17 protein-coding genes and 2 pseudogenes are annotated in these 17,100 nt (G+C 59.5%); 10 read left to right on the top strand and 9 right to left on the bottom strand.

The window, feature by feature from the left end; genetic code table 11:
• Positions 1–119 precede the first annotated feature (119 nt).
• On the top strand, positions 120–1,289 hold the full coding sequence (gene ampC, locus ACYZT1_RS09140; protein ID WP_462018641.1) for a class C beta-lactamase: 1,170 nt from the start codon (positions 120–122) through the stop codon (positions 1,287–1,289).
• A 25-nt stretch (positions 1,290–1,314) separates the two neighbouring features.
• Here the strand turns inward: ampC and ACYZT1_RS09135 are convergent, their stop codons facing one another.
• Positions 1,315–1,854, bottom strand: coding sequence for a DUF4174 domain-containing protein (locus tag ACYZT1_RS09135; protein WP_462018640.1), 540 nt, complete (start codon positions 1,852–1,854; stop codon positions 1,315–1,317).
• Between the two features lie 109 nt (positions 1,855–1,963).
• On the bottom strand, positions 1,964–2,749 hold the full coding sequence (locus tag ACYZT1_RS09130; RefSeq protein ID WP_462018639.1) for a sulfite exporter TauE/SafE family protein: 786 nt from the start codon (positions 2,747–2,749) through the stop codon (positions 1,964–1,966).
• 158 nt (positions 2,750–2,907) lie between these two features.
• Here ACYZT1_RS09130 and ACYZT1_RS09125 point away from each other — a divergent pair, with 158 nt between their 5' ends.
• Positions 2,908–3,219, top strand: coding sequence for a hypothetical protein (locus ACYZT1_RS09125; protein WP_462018638.1), 312 nt, complete (start codon positions 2,908–2,910; stop codon positions 3,217–3,219).
• Between the two features lie 460 nt (positions 3,220–3,679).
• Here the strand turns inward: ACYZT1_RS09125 and ACYZT1_RS09120 are convergent, their stop codons facing one another.
• The gene (locus tag ACYZT1_RS09120) at positions 3,680–4,429 is read right to left on the bottom strand and encodes a hypothetical protein (protein WP_462018637.1); all 750 of its coding nucleotides are present in this window, start codon (positions 4,427–4,429) and stop codon (positions 3,680–3,682) included.
• Between the two features lie 241 nt (positions 4,430–4,670).
• On the opposite strand from ACYZT1_RS09120, the gene ACYZT1_RS09115 reads away from it, so the two are divergent.
• The 3 genes from ACYZT1_RS09115 (at position 4,671) to ACYZT1_RS09105 (ending at position 7,418) form a co-directional block, all read left to right on the top strand.
• Positions 4,671–5,819, top strand: coding sequence for an aldose epimerase family protein (locus ACYZT1_RS09115; protein WP_462018636.1), 1,149 nt, complete (start codon positions 4,671–4,673; stop codon positions 5,817–5,819).
• Between the two features lie 276 nt (positions 5,820–6,095).
• Positions 6,096–6,917: an aldo/keto reductase gene (locus ACYZT1_RS09110; RefSeq protein ID WP_462018635.1), complete on the top strand. Its 822-nt coding sequence runs from the start codon at positions 6,096–6,098 to the stop codon at positions 6,915–6,917.
• A 30-nt stretch (positions 6,918–6,947) separates the two neighbouring features.
• A complete protein-coding gene (locus ACYZT1_RS09105) occupies positions 6,948–7,418 on the top strand; it encodes a DUF1810 domain-containing protein (RefSeq protein WP_462018634.1) in 471 nt (156 codons plus the stop codon).
• Here ACYZT1_RS09105 and ACYZT1_RS09100 read toward each other — a convergent pair.
• On the bottom strand, positions 7,383–9,743 hold the full coding sequence (locus ACYZT1_RS09100; RefSeq protein WP_462018633.1) for a DNA polymerase II: 2,361 nt from the start codon (positions 9,741–9,743) through the stop codon (positions 7,383–7,385). The two genes, ACYZT1_RS09105 and ACYZT1_RS09100, sit on opposite strands and share 36 nt — an antisense overlap.
• Before the next feature lie 233 nt (positions 9,744–9,976).
• Here ACYZT1_RS09100 and ACYZT1_RS09095 point away from each other — a divergent pair, with 233 nt between their 5' ends.
• Positions 9,977–10,417 (top strand): CBS domain-containing protein, encoded by a 441-nt coding sequence (locus ACYZT1_RS09095; RefSeq protein ID WP_462018632.1) that lies wholly within the window; start codon positions 9,977–9,979, stop codon positions 10,415–10,417.
• A 106-nt stretch (positions 10,418–10,523) separates the two neighbouring features.
• On the opposite strand, the gene ACYZT1_RS09090 is transcribed toward ACYZT1_RS09095, so the two are convergent.
• Complete coding sequence (locus ACYZT1_RS09090) at positions 10,524–11,147, bottom strand: glutathione S-transferase (RefSeq protein WP_462018631.1); 624 nt, start codon at positions 11,145–11,147, stop codon at positions 10,524–10,526.
• Positions 11,148–11,306: 159 nt separating this feature from the next.
• On the opposite strand from ACYZT1_RS09090, the gene ACYZT1_RS09085 reads away from it, so the two are divergent.
• The 3 genes from ACYZT1_RS09085 to ACYZT1_RS09075 all read left to right on the top strand — a co-directional run bounded on the left by ACYZT1_RS09085 (position 11,307) and on the right by ACYZT1_RS09075 (position 13,192).
• The gene (locus ACYZT1_RS09085) at positions 11,307–11,828 is read left to right on the top strand and encodes a DUF3455 domain-containing protein (RefSeq protein ID WP_462018630.1); all 522 of its coding nucleotides are present in this window, start codon (positions 11,307–11,309) and stop codon (positions 11,826–11,828) included.
• Between the two features lie 114 nt (positions 11,829–11,942).
• Positions 11,943–12,476 carry a sigma-70 family RNA polymerase sigma factor gene (locus tag ACYZT1_RS09080; protein WP_462018629.1) on the top strand — a complete coding sequence of 178 codons (534 nt, stop codon included), beginning with the start codon at positions 11,943–11,945 and terminating at the stop codon, positions 12,474–12,476.
• Positions 12,473–13,192, top strand: coding sequence for an anti-sigma factor (locus ACYZT1_RS09075; protein WP_462018628.1), 720 nt, complete (start codon positions 12,473–12,475; stop codon positions 13,190–13,192). Before ACYZT1_RS09080 ends, ACYZT1_RS09075 begins: the two co-directional genes overlap by 4 nt.
• Positions 13,193–13,296: 104 nt before the next feature.
• Here the strand turns inward: ACYZT1_RS09075 and ACYZT1_RS09070 are convergent, their stop codons facing one another.
• Positions 13,297–14,391 (bottom strand): DUF1615 domain-containing protein, encoded by a 1,095-nt coding sequence (locus ACYZT1_RS09070; RefSeq protein WP_462018627.1) that lies wholly within the window; start codon positions 14,389–14,391, stop codon positions 13,297–13,299.
• Positions 14,392–14,478: 87 nt separating this feature from the next.
• Between ACYZT1_RS09070 and ACYZT1_RS09065 the strand changes: the two are divergent.
• Positions 14,479–14,676 (top strand): annotated as a pseudogene (locus ACYZT1_RS09065) (hypothetical protein); the annotation flags it as partial.
• Here ACYZT1_RS09065 and hemB read toward each other — a convergent pair.
• From hemB to ACYZT1_RS09050, 3 genes and pseudogenes are all read right to left on the bottom strand, one after another.
• Positions 14,676–15,650, bottom strand: coding sequence for a porphobilinogen synthase (hemB, locus tag ACYZT1_RS09060; RefSeq protein ID WP_462018626.1), 975 nt, complete (start codon positions 15,648–15,650; stop codon positions 14,676–14,678). The pseudogene ACYZT1_RS09065 and the gene hemB overlap by 1 nt on opposite strands.
• A gap of 129 nt (positions 15,651–15,779) precedes the next feature.
• On the bottom strand, positions 15,780–16,622 hold the full coding sequence (locus ACYZT1_RS09055; RefSeq protein WP_462018625.1) for a PhzF family phenazine biosynthesis protein: 843 nt from the start codon (positions 16,620–16,622) through the stop codon (positions 15,780–15,782).
• Between the two features lie 33 nt (positions 16,623–16,655).
• Positions 16,656–16,919: pseudogene (locus tag ACYZT1_RS09050) on the bottom strand (glutathione binding-like protein); the annotation flags it as partial.
• Positions 16,920–17,100 lie beyond the last annotated feature (181 nt).

Below are 17,100 nucleotides of genomic sequence, written 5' to 3'. Positions count from 1 at the left end.
CGGAATCGTAGCATTGGGGCGGGCGGTAATCTCTGGAAAAAAGTCGAGTTAGCCTGCAGGGTTGCCAAACCTGCCCAGACTACCTAGATTTTGCCCGCCCCTTAGCGGAGTGACCGGTCATGTCTGGCAACAAATTGAAGAGAATTGTCTCCTGCGTTTTGCTGGTGCCGTTGCTCGGTGCCGGTCATTGCATGGCAGCAGATCCCATCGAAAAACGGGTCAACGCCGCCGTCGAACCGGTCATGCGGCAACAGCAGATTCCCGGTCTCGTCGTCGCAATCACCGTGAAGGGCCAGCCGCGCTTCTTCAACTACGGCGTGACCTCGACAGAAACCGCAAAGCCTGTGACCGAGGACACGCTGTTCGAGATCGGCTCGCTCAGCAAAACCTTCACCGCCACCCTCGCCGCTTATGCTCAGGCAACGGGCAAACTGGCGCTGTCGGACAAGGCCAGTCAAATTCTGCCAGCATTGCGCGGCAGTGCCTTCGACGGCATCAGTGTGCTTCAGCTCGGCACTTATTCTGCCGGCGGATTGCCGCTGCAATTTCCGGGCGAAGCAGATGCGCCAGAGAGGATGCTCGGTTATTTCAACCACTGGCAGCCGATTTACCCTGCGGGGACTCATCGCCAGTATTCGAACCCGAGTCTGGGGCTGTTCGGTTACCTGGCGGCCCACCGCATGGGCGCGCCGTTCGACGAGGCGATGACAAAAACCGTGCTGCCCAGGCTTGGTTTGAAGCACACGTGGCTCAAGGTGCCGGCGGATCAGATGGGCTTGTATGCGCAGGGCTACAACAAGGACAACAAGCCGGTTCGGGTGGGACCGGGCGCGCTGGATTCAGAGGCCTATGGGGTCAAAGCCAGTGCGGCAGACATGATCCGCTATGTGCAGGCGAACATGCGGCCGGCGGGACTCGAGGCGTCGATGCAACAGGCAATTGCGACGACGCACACGGGTTATTACAAGGTCGGCGAAATGACTCAGGGCCTGGGCTGGGAGATGTACCCGTACCCGGTGACGCTGGATCGGTTGTTGGCAGGCAATTCGACATCAATGGCAATGGAAGCACACAAGGTCGAGTGGCTGAACCCGCCCCTGCCTCAGCCGGACAACGCGTTGTACAACAAGACGGGTTCGACCGGCGGGTTCGGTGCCTATGCCGCGTACGTGCCATCGAAAGATATCGGCATCGTGATACTCGCCAACAAAAACTACCCCATCCCGGAGCGAATCAAAATCGCCCATCAACTGTTAACGGCCCTCTCGCAATCAGCCAAATCCCCGTAATCGCTCTCACGCAGAGGCTGGCGCGTCAATCGTCGGGCATTTGCGGTGGTTTGGTGGGTTTCGCCGGTGTGGTCTTACCGCCCTTGGTCGGTGCAGGCGCGACTTCGGTAGCAGGCGCAGGTGCCGCCACCGCAGCCTCTTTTTCCGCCATCGGCATCGAGTCGATGGTGCTGAAAATCTTCTGCAGGTCGATGGCATCCGACTGCTCGAGCTTCTTTTCGCCGTCCTTGCCCACCAGAATGACTTTGGTCTTTGCCCCAGCGCCCAACTTGAGCGCGCGGATCAATGCTGCCGTGTCCTGAGGCCCCAGGTCTTTGCCTTCGCGCTGCCCCATCAGATTCAGCACGGTGTACAACACCATGCTTCGGTCGCTAAAGCCTTTGCGATTTTCGGGCTCATCCAGCGACTTTTTCAGGCTTAGCCACGTCGGATCGACCGTGCTCGGTGCGATGACAATCAGCGGTCGCGTCCGGCCTTTGTCCATGTCCAGCGGCGAGTCGCCGTCGGCGGCGAGCAAGGGGCAGGCGAAAGCCAGCAAGGTAGTCAGGGTCAATGACCTGAGCATGCGCATCTCCTTTTGATATCCACGCTCTAATGATTGCGCATCGCGATGATTGTTCCGGGTGACGCACCGCAATGGTGTCTCGCCTGAATGAAAGCTTAGGTCAGCGCGCTCAGAACGCGAGCTTGTAACCGATCAATACCAGCATGGTCGCCAGACAAGGACGCAACAGTTCATCGGAGATACGGCCGGTCAGGTGGCTGCCCAGGTAAATGCCGGGCAGCGAGCCGATCAGCAAGTAGCCCAGCACCTGCCAGTCCATGTTACCCATGCTGGCGTGACCAAGACCGGCGACCAGGGTCAATGGCACAGCGTGGGCGATTTCCGTGCCGACGAGGCGGCGAGTGGGCAGCAGCGGATAGAGAATGAACAACGCCACGGTGCCTAGTGCGCCAGCGCCGATAGAGGTCAGCGCGACCATGGTGCCCAGCACCAGACCGGTGATGACCGTCAACACGTTGAGGCGCGAGCCGCTCGGGTTGTACTGACCGCCCGCGCGTTTATGGGCGAAATCCAGCAGGCGTTTCTTGAAGAAAATGGCCAGGGCGGTCGCGAACAGAACGAACCCCAGCGCCTGCTTGATCACGGCGTTCATTGCATCGGGAGACGTGTGCAGCGTGCTCAGGAACCACAAGGTCATCGCCACTGCCGGCACGCTGCCTAGCGTCAGCCAACCGGTGATCGCCCAGTCGATGTTTTTGTTGTTTCGGTGAACCAGAACGCCGCTGGATTTGGTAATGGCAGCGTATAGCAGATCGGTGCCGACCGCGGTCGCCGGGTTGATGCCGAACCACAGCAGAATCGGCGTCATCAGCGAACCGCCGCCTACGCCCGTCATCCCGACGATGAAACCCACCACCAACCCTGCCACGACTAACCCGACGTTCACCAAATCCATCAAGACTTCCACTCAGACCGCAGGAAAAAACTGGCCCGCAGCATAGCGATTTTTCTTATAACTTCTTAGAACGATGGGGACTATCGTTATTCCTCGCGTTGGCCGCTGATCGATGGTTTGGTTTTACCCGTGGCACGCAAAACCTGTAGGAGCCGAGCTTGCTCGCGATGGCTGTTTGTAAGGCGACGTTGGTTTTGAAGGTGTACATATCCGTTGCTGCGGTTAAGGCCGCTATTGGTTTCGCCCTGACGGCGAGTCACTTTGGAAAAGCCGACGCGGCCCGGCGCGAAGTAACCAAAACGCTTCGTCCCTCCATTCGGCTTCTGGAAAAGGGGCAGGTGGATCAAGATCTGAAGCAGAGCAAAGCGCTTCGCCTGCTGCGCAGGATTCCAACTCGACACATTACCTGCTTGGCCAGATCGACCGCCAAAGTTGTGCAGGCCGACAAATCGGAACAAGACAGGGATTGATCAATCGAAGTATGCTTTTTCATGGACTCGCCCTCGCTGTCGTTGGCTGTTTAGACTGCCACCGTGGCGCATTGACGCCTCGGCTTGGGCGAGTCCATCCAATTACAACGTTCGCGGCGTTCCGTACAAGTCATGAACACGCCCACCCCGCCCAAGCCCGGTCGGCTATCAGGCCGCCGCGGCGGCTGTGGCGGTTAGCGCCCCATCGGGAGGCTGAGTGGAGGTTCTGCGCAGTGGGCCCACGGAGCAGGACCGGAGCGAAGGCATGGCGAGCCTGGGCTCGGGAGAGGAATTTAATACGGCCAAGCTTTTTAGCGAAAAACATCTCGCGAAAGCTTGACCGTGAACAGAGTATCTACAGCGGTCGGGAACATTGGGGTAACCAGGCTGGCCATACCGCAAATCCGGACCTCATACCTGCAAACGTCACACCGTCCCAGACTCAGGCTCACACGAAATCTCACTGCACCGGCAGAAAATTCAGAAACAACAGGCTCTGCGCATAATTCAAACCAATCCGGCGATAACGCTCATCCAGCATCTGCGTCAGCAGATCGAGGCGCGCCACGATCTTGCCAAACTCCACTGCAAAACTCAGGTTGCTGCCTTCCTCTGAAATCTCGTTGGAAAACAGCAGCGGCTCGCCCTGCTTGTTTTGCCGCTGGCTGAGAATCCACGTGGCTTTTTCAATGTTGCGCGCAGCGTTGTTGACGAACGTCGGGTTGATCGCATCAGTCATGTAGAACTCGACACGATTGCCATGCGCCGTGACGAGCATACTGCCGATCGCATAGATGAACGCCCCGACACGGTCGCCAAGAAACTCTGGACTCATGGCAAAACTGAGCGCCGCCAGGTCCTTTTTGCCGCCCAAGGTTGGCAGGGGTTGTTGCTGTTCAATGGCCATGCGCACCTGCTTTTCCGCCGTGCGTGCGTCGAGAAAACCGGATTTCTTCAACTCTTGCGGATTGCGCAGGTAAAGCTTGCTCATCAGCAAATACAAGCTGTCCAGATTGTCGCGCATCGCCAGGGTCGCCATGCGGTCAACGCTGGTTTGCAGGAACTCCTGGGGCTTGCCTTCGCGAAACTGCGTGATGATGCCTTGGCCCTCCCGGTGGCTGCAGCCGACCGTGAACAACGTTGACAAGACGGCGAGCAGCAAGCCGAGCCGACGGATATGCAGGGAAATGAGGGGTGACACCTGAACCATGGATTATGAACTTGGCATGGGCCGGCGGTGGGGATCGCCGCAGGCTGGCCAAGGATAGAGCCGTGAAAGCCGAAAAAGTGCAGTACCGACGGTCCATCACGCGAACCGACCGCGACTTGGCGCTAATTAGTAATACTTTATATTGAAAGCCAAGCCTAATAAGCTATAAATCTAAGTAATGATCGCAATACACAGATCATTGGTATGACTAATCAATCAAAAAACAAAAAGGAAGATCAGCATGCTTCAATCTCGTCCCTCGCTTGGCGGCTTAGGATTGTCCCTGATGATTGCCACTCTATCCGCCCAGGCCAACGGCCTGACCAGTGAACACAAAGCTTTCGGCAAGACCAATGACGGCACGCCGGTCGAGCAATACATACTGCGTAACAGCCATGGGATGCAGGCCACCGTGATCACCTACGGCGGCGTTTTGCAGTCGCTGAAAGTGCCGGACAAGCACGGCAAACTCGAAGACGTCGTGCTTGGATTTGATGATGTGCAAGGCTATCAGGGGGGCACCGCGTTCTTCGGCGCCACCATCGGACGCTTCGGCAATCGCCTGGCCAATGGAGCGTTCGAACTGGACGGCAAGCGTTATCAGGTGCCGCTCAACGACGGCACGAATTCGCTGCATGGAGGCGCTCAGGGCTTCGACAAACACGTGTGGAAAGCGCAGCCCGTCAACGACAAGGATTCCGTCGGTGTGACCCTGACGTACTTGTCGGCCGACGGGCAAATGGGCTTTCCCGGCAACCTGAAAACCGAGGTCACTTACAGCCTGACCGAGAACAACGAGCTGCGCATCGACTACAAGGCGTCCACCGACAAACCGACAGTGTTGAACCTGACCAACCACAGCTATTTCAACCTCGCAGGCGCGGGTAACGGCGATGTCCTGCAGCAGGTTGCGACCTTGCACGCCAGCCACTACACGCCGGTCACCGGCAAGCTGATTCCTACCGGTGAACTGGCCCCGGTGGCCGGCACACCGATGGATTTCACCCAACCGACGGCCATCGGCAAACACATCAAGGCCAATCATCCGCAACTGAAATTTGCCGAACCGAAACAGGGCGGTTTCGACTTCAATTGGGTACTGAACGCCAAAGGTGACCTCGGCAAACTTGCCGCCGATGTCAGTGATCCTCAATCCGGCCGGCGCTTGCAGTTGTACACCACCGAGCCTGGCGTGCAGTTCTACACCAGCAACTTCCTCGACGGGTCGGTCAAGGGCAAAGCCGGCAAGACCTACGCCCACTGGAGCGCGTTCACCCTGGAAACCCAACACTATCCCGACTCGCCCAATCAGCCGGACTTCCCGTCTACACGCCTGGATCCGGGCAAAACGTACACGCAATCCACCGTGTTGAAGTTCTCAACCCTTTAGCGCATAGCCTGTAGCAGCTGCCGAGCCCTGCGAGGCTGCGTCCGGCTGCGCAGCAGTCGCCAAACCTACAGCGCGGTTTTTTCAGTGAAACCACGCACTCCGCAATGACGACTGCTGCGCAGCCGGACGCAGCCTCGCAGGCTCGCCAGCGGCTACAGCGAGCATGCATGTCCACGAAGGGGCGCCGGTACGGGGCGCGGGCGCTTCTGAAAGGGAACCACCGGCCGATTTTGCTGCCCACCGTAGTATTAATCGGTGTGCTGCAAGGAGGTTTTGATGCGGACCCTTGAATTGGCCGGCGTTAACGTACCGGTCATCGGCCAGGGCACTTGGCGGATGGGCGAGGACGATTCGCGGCGCAAAGAGGAGGTGGCGGCGCTGCGCCAAGGCATCGAGCTGGGCATGACACTGATCGACAGCGCAGAAATGTATGCAGACGGCGGCGCCGAGGAAGTGGTCGGTGAAGCCATCGCCGGTCAGCGCGACAAGGTCTTTCTGGTGAGCAAGGTCTATCCGCACAACGCCAGCCGCAACGGTATCCCACAGGCCTGCGAGCGCAGTTTGCGGCGGCTCGACACCGACCACATCGATTTGTACCTGCTGCACTGGCGCGGCCAGTATCCCCTCGAAGAAACTGTCGATGCGTTCGAACGGCTGCGCGATGAAGGCAAGATCAGTCGCTGGGGCGTGTCCAATTTTGACGTTGATGACCTGCAGGAAATGGGCTCCCCGGCCTGCGCCACCAATCAGGTTCTGTATAACCTCCAAGAGCGTGGCATCGAATTTGACCTGCTGCCGTGGCAGCAACAACAGCAAATGCCGTTGATGGCGTACTGTCCCATCGGCCAAGGCGGGCAAATGCTGGTTCACGCGTCCCTCAAAGACATCGCCAACCGATACGACGCAAGCCCCGCGCAAATAGCACTGGCCTGGATTCTGCGCCAGCGCGGCGTCGTTGCCATTCCCAAAGCCGTCCGGCCGGAACATGTGCGTTTAAACGCACAAGCTGCACAATTACAACTTCAACCCGAGGACCTGGAGGCGCTGGACCAGGCATTTCGCGCGCCGCAACGTAAACAGCGACTGGCCATGGTCTGAGCCAATGCCGTTTTGTCAGAGGGGTTCGGCATGAGAAGCACCGATTCACAAGATTCGTTCAATCTGCAGCGCTTCATCCATGCGCAGGATCCGGTGTTCGCCAAGGTCAAGGAAGAACTCACCGCCGGCGAAAAGCGCCGACACTGGATGTGGTTCATTTTTCCGCAACTGGCCGGACTCGGCGGCAGTGAAATGTCGCGCTATTTTGCCATCCAGTCCGCCGACGAAGCAGTGGCCTACCTTCAACATCCACTGCTGGGCGCGCGTCTGCGCGACTGCACGCAGTTAGTGCTGAACGTCAAGCAGCGTTGCGCCGCCGATATTTTCGGTCATCCCGACGACCTGAAATTTCGCTCGTCGATGACGCTGTTCGCGCAAGTCGCCCCCGATCCCACGCTGTTCAAGCAGGCGCTCGAACAGTATTTTCACGGTATCCCCGACGACTGGACATTGTCTTTGCTTGACTTAAAAAAGGCCCAGTTGCCCACCAATCAGGGTTGAGAAATCGTCGTCCACGAAGGGCAGAATCGCATCGGCGACCGGCTGCAGTTGCCGCGTCACGTAATGGTCGTAATCGATCGGCGCTGTGCGGATTTCCAGCGGTTCCGGCCCGGCGACGGTGATCACGTACCTGATCCAGCCGCCGTTCTGATACTGCCGGGGCCGGCCCTGCCGATCGTTGAACTCGTCGGCAAGACGCGCAGCGCGTACATGGGGGGGCACGTTGCGCTGGTAATCGTCGAGGGCGCGGCGCAGGCGTTTACGGTAGATCAAGCGATCATCGAACTCACCGGCGAGGGTCTTGCGCACGTAATCGCGTACGTAATCCTTATAAGACTTGCGCTGGAAGATGCGCAAATACAACTCCTGCTGGAATTGCCGGGCCAATGGCGACCAGTCGGTACGCACCGTTTCCAGGCCTTTGTAGACCATTTCGTCGGTGCCGTCGGCACGGGTGACCAGCCCGGCATAACGTTTCTTGCTGCCCTCCTCCGCGCCACGAATGGTCGGCATCAGAAAGCGTTTGTAATGCGTCTCGAACTGCAGCTCCAGCGCACTCTCCAGCCCGAATTCCTGCTGCACATGTTCGCGCCACCACAGGTTGACGTGGTCCACCAGCGCACGGCCGATCTGCGCAGCTTCTTCCTGCCCGTGGGCACGCCGCAGCCAGACGAACGTCGAGTCGGTGTCGCCGTAGATGACCGTGTGGCCCTGGGCTTCGATCAACTGGCGAGTGCGCAGCATGATTTCGTGGCCGCGCAGGGTGATCGACGATGCCAGCCGTGTGTCGAAGAACCGGCAACCGCTGGAGCCGAGCACGCCGTAAAAGGCGTTCATGATGATCTTCAACGCCTGGGACAGCGGCGCATTGCGTTCGCGCTTGGCGGTTTCGCGGCCTTCGGCCACGCGCGCGACAATAGCGGGCAGGCAATGGCGGGTTCGGGAAAAACGCGCGCCACGGAAACCCGGCACCGACTCGCTGTCAGCAGGATGTTTGAGGCCCTCGATCAGGCCGACCGGGTCGATCAGAAAGGTGCGAATGATCGACGGATAAAGGCTCTTGTAATCAAGCACCAGCACCGACTCGTAGAGCCCCGGCTGTGAGTCCATGACAAAACCGCCCGGGCTCGCCTCAGCGGCCTTGCTGCCCAGATTCGGCGCGACAAATCCCTGCCGGTGCATCAGCGGCATGTACAAATGCGTGAATGCCGCCACTGACCCGCCGCTGCGATCCGCCGGTAAACCGGTAACGCTGGCCCGCTCCAGCAAAAACGTGAGCAACTCGGTCCTGGCGAAAATCTGCGTGACCAGCTCGCAGTCCTTGAGGTTGTATTTGGCCAGCGCCGGTTTGTCCTCGGCGAACATGCGGTTGATTTCGTCCATGCGCTGATAAGGATTGTTGATCGCCTTGCCCTCGCCAAGCAGGGTTTGCGCAACGTTTTCCAGGCTGAAAGAAGGAAAAGTCCAGGTCGCCGAGCGCAGCGCTTCGATGCCGTCGATGATCAGCCGGCCCGCCGCCGAGGCGAAGTAATGATTGCCGCTGCCGTGTTCGCGCCACTGCATTTCCTCACCGCCGCGCCCCAGTTTCAGCGGCACCGCCAGACGCCGTGCGTGTTCGTGAAGCACGCGCAAATCGAACTGCACGACATTCCAGCCGATGATCGCGTCAGGATCGAAGCGGGCGAACCAATCATTGAGCTTTTTCAGCAGGACGGTGCGGGAGTCGCAATATTCGAGCTGAAAATCCACCGCGCCAGCGTCGCCGTTGGGCGGCCCGAGCATGTACACCTGGCGCTCGCCGCAGCCTTCCAGCCCGATACAGTAGAGCTCGCCGCGCGCGGTGGTTTCGATATCCAGAGACACCAGTTTCAACGTCGGGCGGTAATCGGGGTCGGGTTTCATCTGGGCGTCGCGCAGCAGGCCATTGGCATCGGGCGTACCGCCGAAGATCACTGGCGCCGTGATGAACCGCTCCATCATGTAGCGCTCCGGCGGACGCACGTCAGCTTCGAAGACATCAACGCCGGCCTTGCGCAGCGCAGTTTCCAGGCGCATTAACTGGCCGTGTTGCTGGCAATACAGACCGAGCACCGGGCGATGTTCGAAATCCTGCAAGGCCAACGGGCGCAGTTCGACGTTCTTTTCATCTTGCAGCAGCGCTTCGGCCTGATCGCGATGGACTGCCGGGATAAAGGCCACCGACGGTTGATGCGGCAGGCGAATACACTGCGGCCCTTTGTCGGTCGCCAGCCAGAATTCGATTTCAGTGCCCGCCGGGGTATCGCGCCAATGCCGGGTGAGGACGAAGCCCCGCTGTAAATCCACCACTGCACCCTCGAGATTGATTCAGGCGGTGATTGTACCCGTCATCGTGGGATGAGATCGCTTCTGCGAGCAGGCTTGTTCCACACATGCGGATATCCCGGAGCAAAACGCGCCATTGACCCGAGAAAACCGGTAAATGACGTTTTTTGCGCATTATCTGCCGCTTTGCGCCTTGCTCTGCGGGCCAGCGTCTACGATTCTTCAGGAACAACGACAACACCAGAGTAACCGCCATGAAAACCGTCGCCCAACTACTGAAAATGAAAGATCAGAAAAATCAGGAAGTGCACCAGATCAAGCCCGATCACATGGTGCTCGAAGCACTGATGAAAATGGCCGAGAAGAACGTCGGCGCTTTGCTGGTGGTGGAAAATGAAGAGGTGTTGGGGATCATCAGCGAGCGCGATTACGCCCGTAAACTGGTACTGCACGGCCGCTCATCGGTGGGCACGCCGGTGCGCGACATCATGGTCTCGCCGGTAATCACGGTAGACACCCACCAAACCGTCGAAAGGTGTCTGAGCATCATGTCTGACAAGCGTCTGCGGCATTTGCCGGTGGTGGAAAACGGCAGGCTGATCGGTTTGCTGTCGATTGGCGATCTGGTGAAAGAAGCCATTGCCGAGCAGGCGGAATTGATTCAGCAGCTGGAGCAGTATATTCGGGGTGAATAGTGTGAAGCGGCCTGGTCGCGGCGGGGGTGGACAGGTCGATTACGATGTTGACTGACCTACCGCCTTCGCGAGCAAGCTTCGCTCCTACAGGGGGCGGGGCGAGACTTCAGATCGGCCAATGCCGCGCAAACACCGGCGCCAGCGTCGGGTGCCGGTCGATGCGCTCCAGCCAGGCGAAAAACCCCGGCCGGGCGTTGCGCAGATGCTCCCGGCTCCCCGCCCAGCGCGTCACCACCGCTGCCAGCACATCAAGGGCTCCGGGCGTTTCATCGCCCAGGTACAACTCGCCCGAGAATTGATCGGCGAACACCTCCCAACACCAGTGCAAACGAGTGCGCGCCCCGGCCATGAGATTGTCCATGGCGGCTTGATCCGCCTCGGCCAGCCAACGCTCCGGATAATCGATGACCCCAATTGCGGCGTAACAGTTGCTGACGATAAAGGCCAGGCCACGGATCGCCTGATCGCGCTCGGCGGGCTCTTTGGGCAGCAAATCGGACTTGGGGAACACCAGGCCGAGGTGAATCAGAATCGCCGCGCTCTCGGTGAGGATGCTGCCATCGGGCAATTGCAGCGTCGGAATTTGCTTGAGCGGATTGAGTTTTTCCAGCGCTGCTGCAGATTCGGGAGATGATTCGACGTCGATGAAGCGATAAGGAATCTCACACAGTTCAAGTGCCGCTTCAATCGCGGCGGCGCCGGAATTCTGGTGCCCATAAAGTTGGTACATAAACACCTCCAATGGCGATCCTGTCGTTGTAGCAGCTGACTGTAGGCCTGCCGAAAAATTTCTTTTTTTCGCACTGCATCCAAATCGCGATCCGATGGGTAGTACCTGTAGCAGCCTCTGATGCTGCCGAGCGGGTTACTCACTTTCGGAGAAAACATCATGAACGCCAGACAACTGATTTGCATCGCCGGTCTGTTTGCCGCCATCCCGGCAGCCTACGCCCAGACCAGTCTGCCCGACAGCATCAAAGTGCCCGATGGCCACAAGGTCGCCATGGAAACCACCGGGGTCGGCGAAATTACTTACGAATGCCGGGACAAGGCGAACGCCGCCGGCCAGACCGAGTGGGTGTTCGTGGGGCCAAAAGCGGTGCTCAATGATCGTAGTGGCAAGCAGGTCGGCACCTACTTTGGCCCGCCGGCTACCTGGCAGGCCAAGGACGGTTCGAAAGTGACCGGCACGCAACTGGCCGTGGCGCCGTCGAGCGCCGGCAACCTGCCTTATCAACTGGTCAAGGCCAATCCTGCCGAAGGCAAAGGCGCAATGAGTGGCGTGAGCTACATTCAACGTGTCGCGCTCAAAGGCGGCGTGGCGCCGAGCGCAGAGTGCACGGCGGCCAACAAGGGCAAACAGGAAGTGGTGAAATATCAGGCGGACTATATTTTCTGGTCGCAGGCTTGATGCCATGAGGTGGAGTGTCAGCCGTGGTGGTATCGGCTGACGCCACATCTTCGCTCCGACACTCACGAATTGTTTGCTAGATTGCAGGGTATCCACATTTGACGGCTGAGCTCTGTGTCCTTGCCTGAATCGAATTTTGATTACGAAGCCCGTCTGGCCGCCTGCGCACGCGGTGAGCGTCAGGCCTTGCGGGATTTGTATGTGCAGGAGAGCCCACGTTTATTGGGAGTGGCCAAGCGTCTGGTGCGCGACACGGCGCTGGCCGAAGACATCGTGCACGACGCCTTCCTGAAAATCTGGGCAGGCGCTGCACGCTTCGACCCGTCACGGGGGTCGGCGCGCGGCTGGATGTTCAGCGTCACCCGCCACCTGGCCCTCAATTTTCTGCGCGACCACAGCCGCGAAGTTTACGGCGAGGTTGCCGGGCATGAGCAGGAACATGCGGAAAGCTTCGATCCCCAGGCGCATTCTTCGCGCATTCATGGGTGCCTGGAGCAACTGGAACCGGCGCGGCGCAGTTGCATCGTGCATGCCTACGTCGACGGTTATTCCCACGCCGAGATCGCCAGTAAACTCGACACCCCGCTGGGCACCGTCAAAGCCTGGATAAAGCGGAGCCTGACGGCCTTGCGGGAGTGCATGGGATGACCACCGGACCGGCAAATGAAACACCGGAAGAACTCGACGAACTGGCCAGCGAATACGTATTGGGCACGCTCTCGGCGCAGCGGCGTATCGAAGTGCGACAGCGCCTTGAAACAGATAACCGCTTGCGCAGCGCCGTCGACACCTGGGAGCGCCGCTTGCTGGGCCTGACCGAACTGGCCGAACCGCAGACACCGTCACCCCACCTGTGGCAGCGCATCGAGCGCAGCGTGCAGGGTTTTAACCGTGCACCGGCCGCCGCAACCGTTGCCTCTTCATCCTGGTGGAATCTACTGCCGCTGTGGCGTGGACTCGCCGGCGCGGGTCTGGCCGCGACTGTGCTGCTGGGTGCGCTGATGCTGACGCAAACCTCGGTCAAACCAACGTACCTGGTGGTGCTGGTCGCGCCGCAGGACAAGGCGCCGGGCTGGGTGATTCAGGCGAGCAACCCAAGGGAAATCCAGCTGATCCCGTTGGGTGTGGTTGAGGTTCCGGCCGACAAGGCGCTGGAGTTCTGGACCAAGGGCAATGACTGGCAAGGACCGGTTTCGCTTGGCCTGGTCAAACCGGGGCAGACAATTTCTGTGCCGCTGGACAAGTTGCCGCCGCTGCAAGCGGATCAGCTGTTCGAGCTGACCCTGGAAAACCCCAATGGCTCACCGACCGGCAAACCGACCGGCCCGATTCAGTTCATCGGTCGCGCGGTGAAGGTGATTTGATCAGCGCCGGATAGAACCTCTGCAGGAGCAAGCTTGCTGGCTCCGCAAGGCATGGTGGTGGTTGGGTGAATGCGGCTCTACAGGAATGCATTTGCTTCACCGCCTCACTTCCCCGCCCGCGCCATGCAACGTTGATAACGCTCATCCACCCGTTTGGCAAACCACGCCGTGGTCAGCTTGCGAGTGATTTTCGGGCTCTGCAAGACAATTCCCGGCAGCACCGCACGCGGTAACGTCCGGCCTTCCGCTTGCTCGGCCAATTTGAAAACCTGTCGATAAAGAGCGGTCTCTTCAAACTCCAGGCTTTTGCCTTTTTCCAGTTGATCGCGAATCGATGGATTGCGCATGCCCAACTGTTTACCCAATGTTCGCACCGCCAGTTCGGTCGTGCCCGGCATGATCGAATCGTAGCGAACCAGATCCCCGTCCAGCGCCAGCGGTATGCCCGAAGCACGGCTCACCGCGTTCTGAAACGCCGCATTGCGACTGGCGTACCAGCCGGCATTAAAATCGGCGAAGCGGTAGAGCGGCTGTTGATAGCTCACTGGGTATCCGAGCAAATGCGCGATGCCGAAATACATGCCGCCACGTCGGCTGAACACTTCGCGTCGGATCGAGCCGTCCACTGTGTAGGGATAATTTCCCGACCGGGACTCGGCAAAATCGATGCTGACCTGCATCGGCCCGCCGGTATGCACCGGGTTGAAGCCACCGAACAAGGTGCGCCCCATGGGCACCATGCCGATGAAATCATCAAAGATCGCGCTGAGCTCCTTTTCGCTGCGCGCAGCATTCAGGCGCTCGCTGTAGCTTTTGCCATTGCTCGAACGCACCTGCAACGCGCCGCTCACCAGCAGGCTGGGGATGTGCACTTTAGCGGCGCGGCGGTTGATTTCTTCCCGCGCGATCTTGCCCAGCCCTGGCACGGACGGATCGACCTGGAAGGTTGATTCCTGCTCGGTAACGGCCAGCACCGAGCAGAGGTTTTGCGTCGACGGGTAGATGTCCTGCGTCGCGAATGCAACGTAAATATCCGTGGCCCAACCTTGGCGGTCGACGGTTTTCGCCGGCAGCAGACGCACAATTTCTGCCTTGACTTCGGCAGGCTTGCGCGCCGGGGGTTCCTGCACGCGCTGAGTGCCGCAACCGGCCAGCACCAGCAAAGCGGCAACGCTCATGATCAATCGATTGGCTTGCATGGTGCTCCATCAAATCCGTTGGGGCGGTAACCATACGATCAATGGCATGGCGCAGGCTATGACTGTCGCTGCCCCTGCCCGTTCCCGCTGGCCACTTCCTACAGACCAATCCGACAAATCCAATGCACGACGTTACTGGAAGTGCCGTTCAGCACGGCCTCCTACACCGAACAGCTGATTCAGGATCAACCGGCCGAAGACGGCGCCGATGTGCTGCTTAACGATGCCTCGGTGCTTCCCGGCTGCGCGGCCTGCGGTATATGCGTGACCAAGGGATTGGGGCTTCAGATGCCGGCCAGCGCAAGGTCCATCGCAAAATAGGTGAAGATCAGATCCGCGCCCGCACGCTTGATCGCGCCCAGGCTTTCGCGCACCACACGGTCTTCGTCGATCGCCCCCGCCTGCGCACCGAACTTGATCATCGCGTACTCGCCACTCACCTGATACGCCGACAGTGGCAGGCGTGACACTTCACGGATGTCGCGGATGATGTCGAGGTACGCGCCAGCCGGTTTGACCATCAGGGCATCGGCGCCTTCCTGCTCGTCCAGCAACGATTCGCGCACGGCTTCGCGGCGGTTCATCGGGTTCATCTGATAGCTTTTGCGGTCCCCTTTGAGCGCGCTGCCGCCAGCTTCACGGAATGGCCCGTAAAGCGCCGAGGCGAATTTGGTGGAATAGGCCATGATCGGAATCTGGGTAAAACCGGCTTCGTCGAGTGCCTTGCGGATCGCCCGAACCTGGCCGTCCATCGCCGCCGACGGGGCTATCACGTCGGCGCCGGCACGGGCGGCGGCGACGGCCTGTTTGCCGAGATTGATCAGGGTCTGGTCGTTGTCCACTTCATGGTTGTGCAACACGCCGCAGTGCCCGTGATCGGTGTATTCGCAAAAACAGGTGTCGGACATCACAATCATTTCCGGTACCGCGTCCTTGGCGATCCGCGACATGCGCGAGACCAGGCCGTTGTCGCTCCAGGTGTCGCTGCCACTGCTGTCCAGATGGTGGGACACACCGAACGTCATCACCGATTTGATCCCGGCACGCGCATAGCGCTCGATCTCGCCGGCCAGTTTCGACTCCGGGATTCGCATCACACCGGGCATGCTGCTGATCGGCACAAAATCGTCGATTTCTTCCTCGACGAATATCGGCAGTAACAGGTCGCCCAAGCTGAATTCGGTTTCCTGGAACAGGCTGCGCAGGCTCGCATTGCGACGCAGACGGCGGGGACGTGCTTCGGGGAACTGGCTGGGCATGGGAGGTTCCTGAAATCGGAAGATGAGACGAAAGCCGTAAGGGGGGAAAGCTTATGCCCTGCGTGCTGCCAGCGACAAACCTCAGTGGAGGAAAAACCCTTACCGCTTCGGCAATAATTACCGCAAGGTTCAGATTTTCAGCGTGCCGGTAATACAGGTCACTACAGAACCACCAATCCAGATATCATCGCCGGTTTTCTCAACCTGAATACGCCCGGCGCGCCCCATGGTCAGGCCCTGACTGACCACATAAGACGCCGGCGCTAGCCCTTCGCCGAGCAACCACTGGGCAATCCCGGCATTCAGGCTGCCGGTGGCGGGGTCTTCCGGCATGCCATCGCCGGAGATGAACGCGCGCACTTCGAACTGTGCGTTATCACCGTCGCGCTCCGGATGCCACGGTGCGATCACTCCCACCGCGAGGCCGAGCATGTGCGCGTGATCCGGTTGCAGGTCCAGCACCTGCCGGCGATTCTCAACCATTACCGCCAGCCAGCCTGCGCCGTTATCGACCCACTGCGCCCGAACAATGGCGCCCGGTTCCAGCCTGAGCCCACGCCGGACGCGTTCCATGACATCGGCCTCCACCGGCCCGCTCTTGAGCAGTGGCGGTGCGAGAAAAGCCAGCTCCGCGCCTTGTCGACGCACCCGCACCAGGCCGACGCCGCATTCCTGAATGATCTCCTCGCCCTTGGGCACACCGCCGGCTTCGAGCCAGGCATGACAAGTGCCCAGCGTCGGGTGACCAGCGAATGGCAACTCGTTCAGTGTGGTGAAAATCCTGACCCGGTAATCTGCCCGGGGATCCTGCGGCTCAAGGATGAATGTGGTTTCACTGAGGTTGGCCCATGTGGCGAATGCCGCCATGCGTTCATCGCTGAGCTCGTCCGCGTTGAACACTACGGCCAACGGATTACCTTTTAGCGCGATGCGGCTAAAGACATCTACTTGCTTGAAATCCAATGTATGCATGGCCGGCCTTGGTCCTGTTGGTGTCGAAACGTTCTACCTGGGAATTTCCAGCCCGCGGATGACGGCCGGCCGCGCCAGGAAGCGTTCCAGCACTTGCGTCACGTTCTTGAAATGGTTGATGCCGATCAGATCGCCTGCTTCATGGAAACCGATCAGATTGCGCACCCACGGAAGTGTCGCAATGTCGGCGATGGTGTAGCGTTCGCCCATGATCCAGTCACGCCACTCAAGCCGCCCATCGACCACTTTCAACAAGCGTTTAGGTTCCTCGACGTAGCGATCGCTAGGTCGCTTGTCTAATCGACGATCGTCGGCCAATGGTTGTGCAGTTTGCTTGCTGGCACCGGCGTACTTCAAATCGCAACATCCTGTCGATAACCTTATTCCCGATCCCGATGTGGTTGCGGCTACAGTGCTGCGCCCTTGCGTTGATCGAACCAAAAAGCCTCGCAGGACTCTGAGGATTGCCATTGGAAAT

It is taken from the genome of Pseudomonas sp. PB3P13, assembly GCF_054897735.1.
Note: the sequence above shows the minus strand (reverse complement) of the source record. Positions and strands in the feature narration are given on the sequence as shown.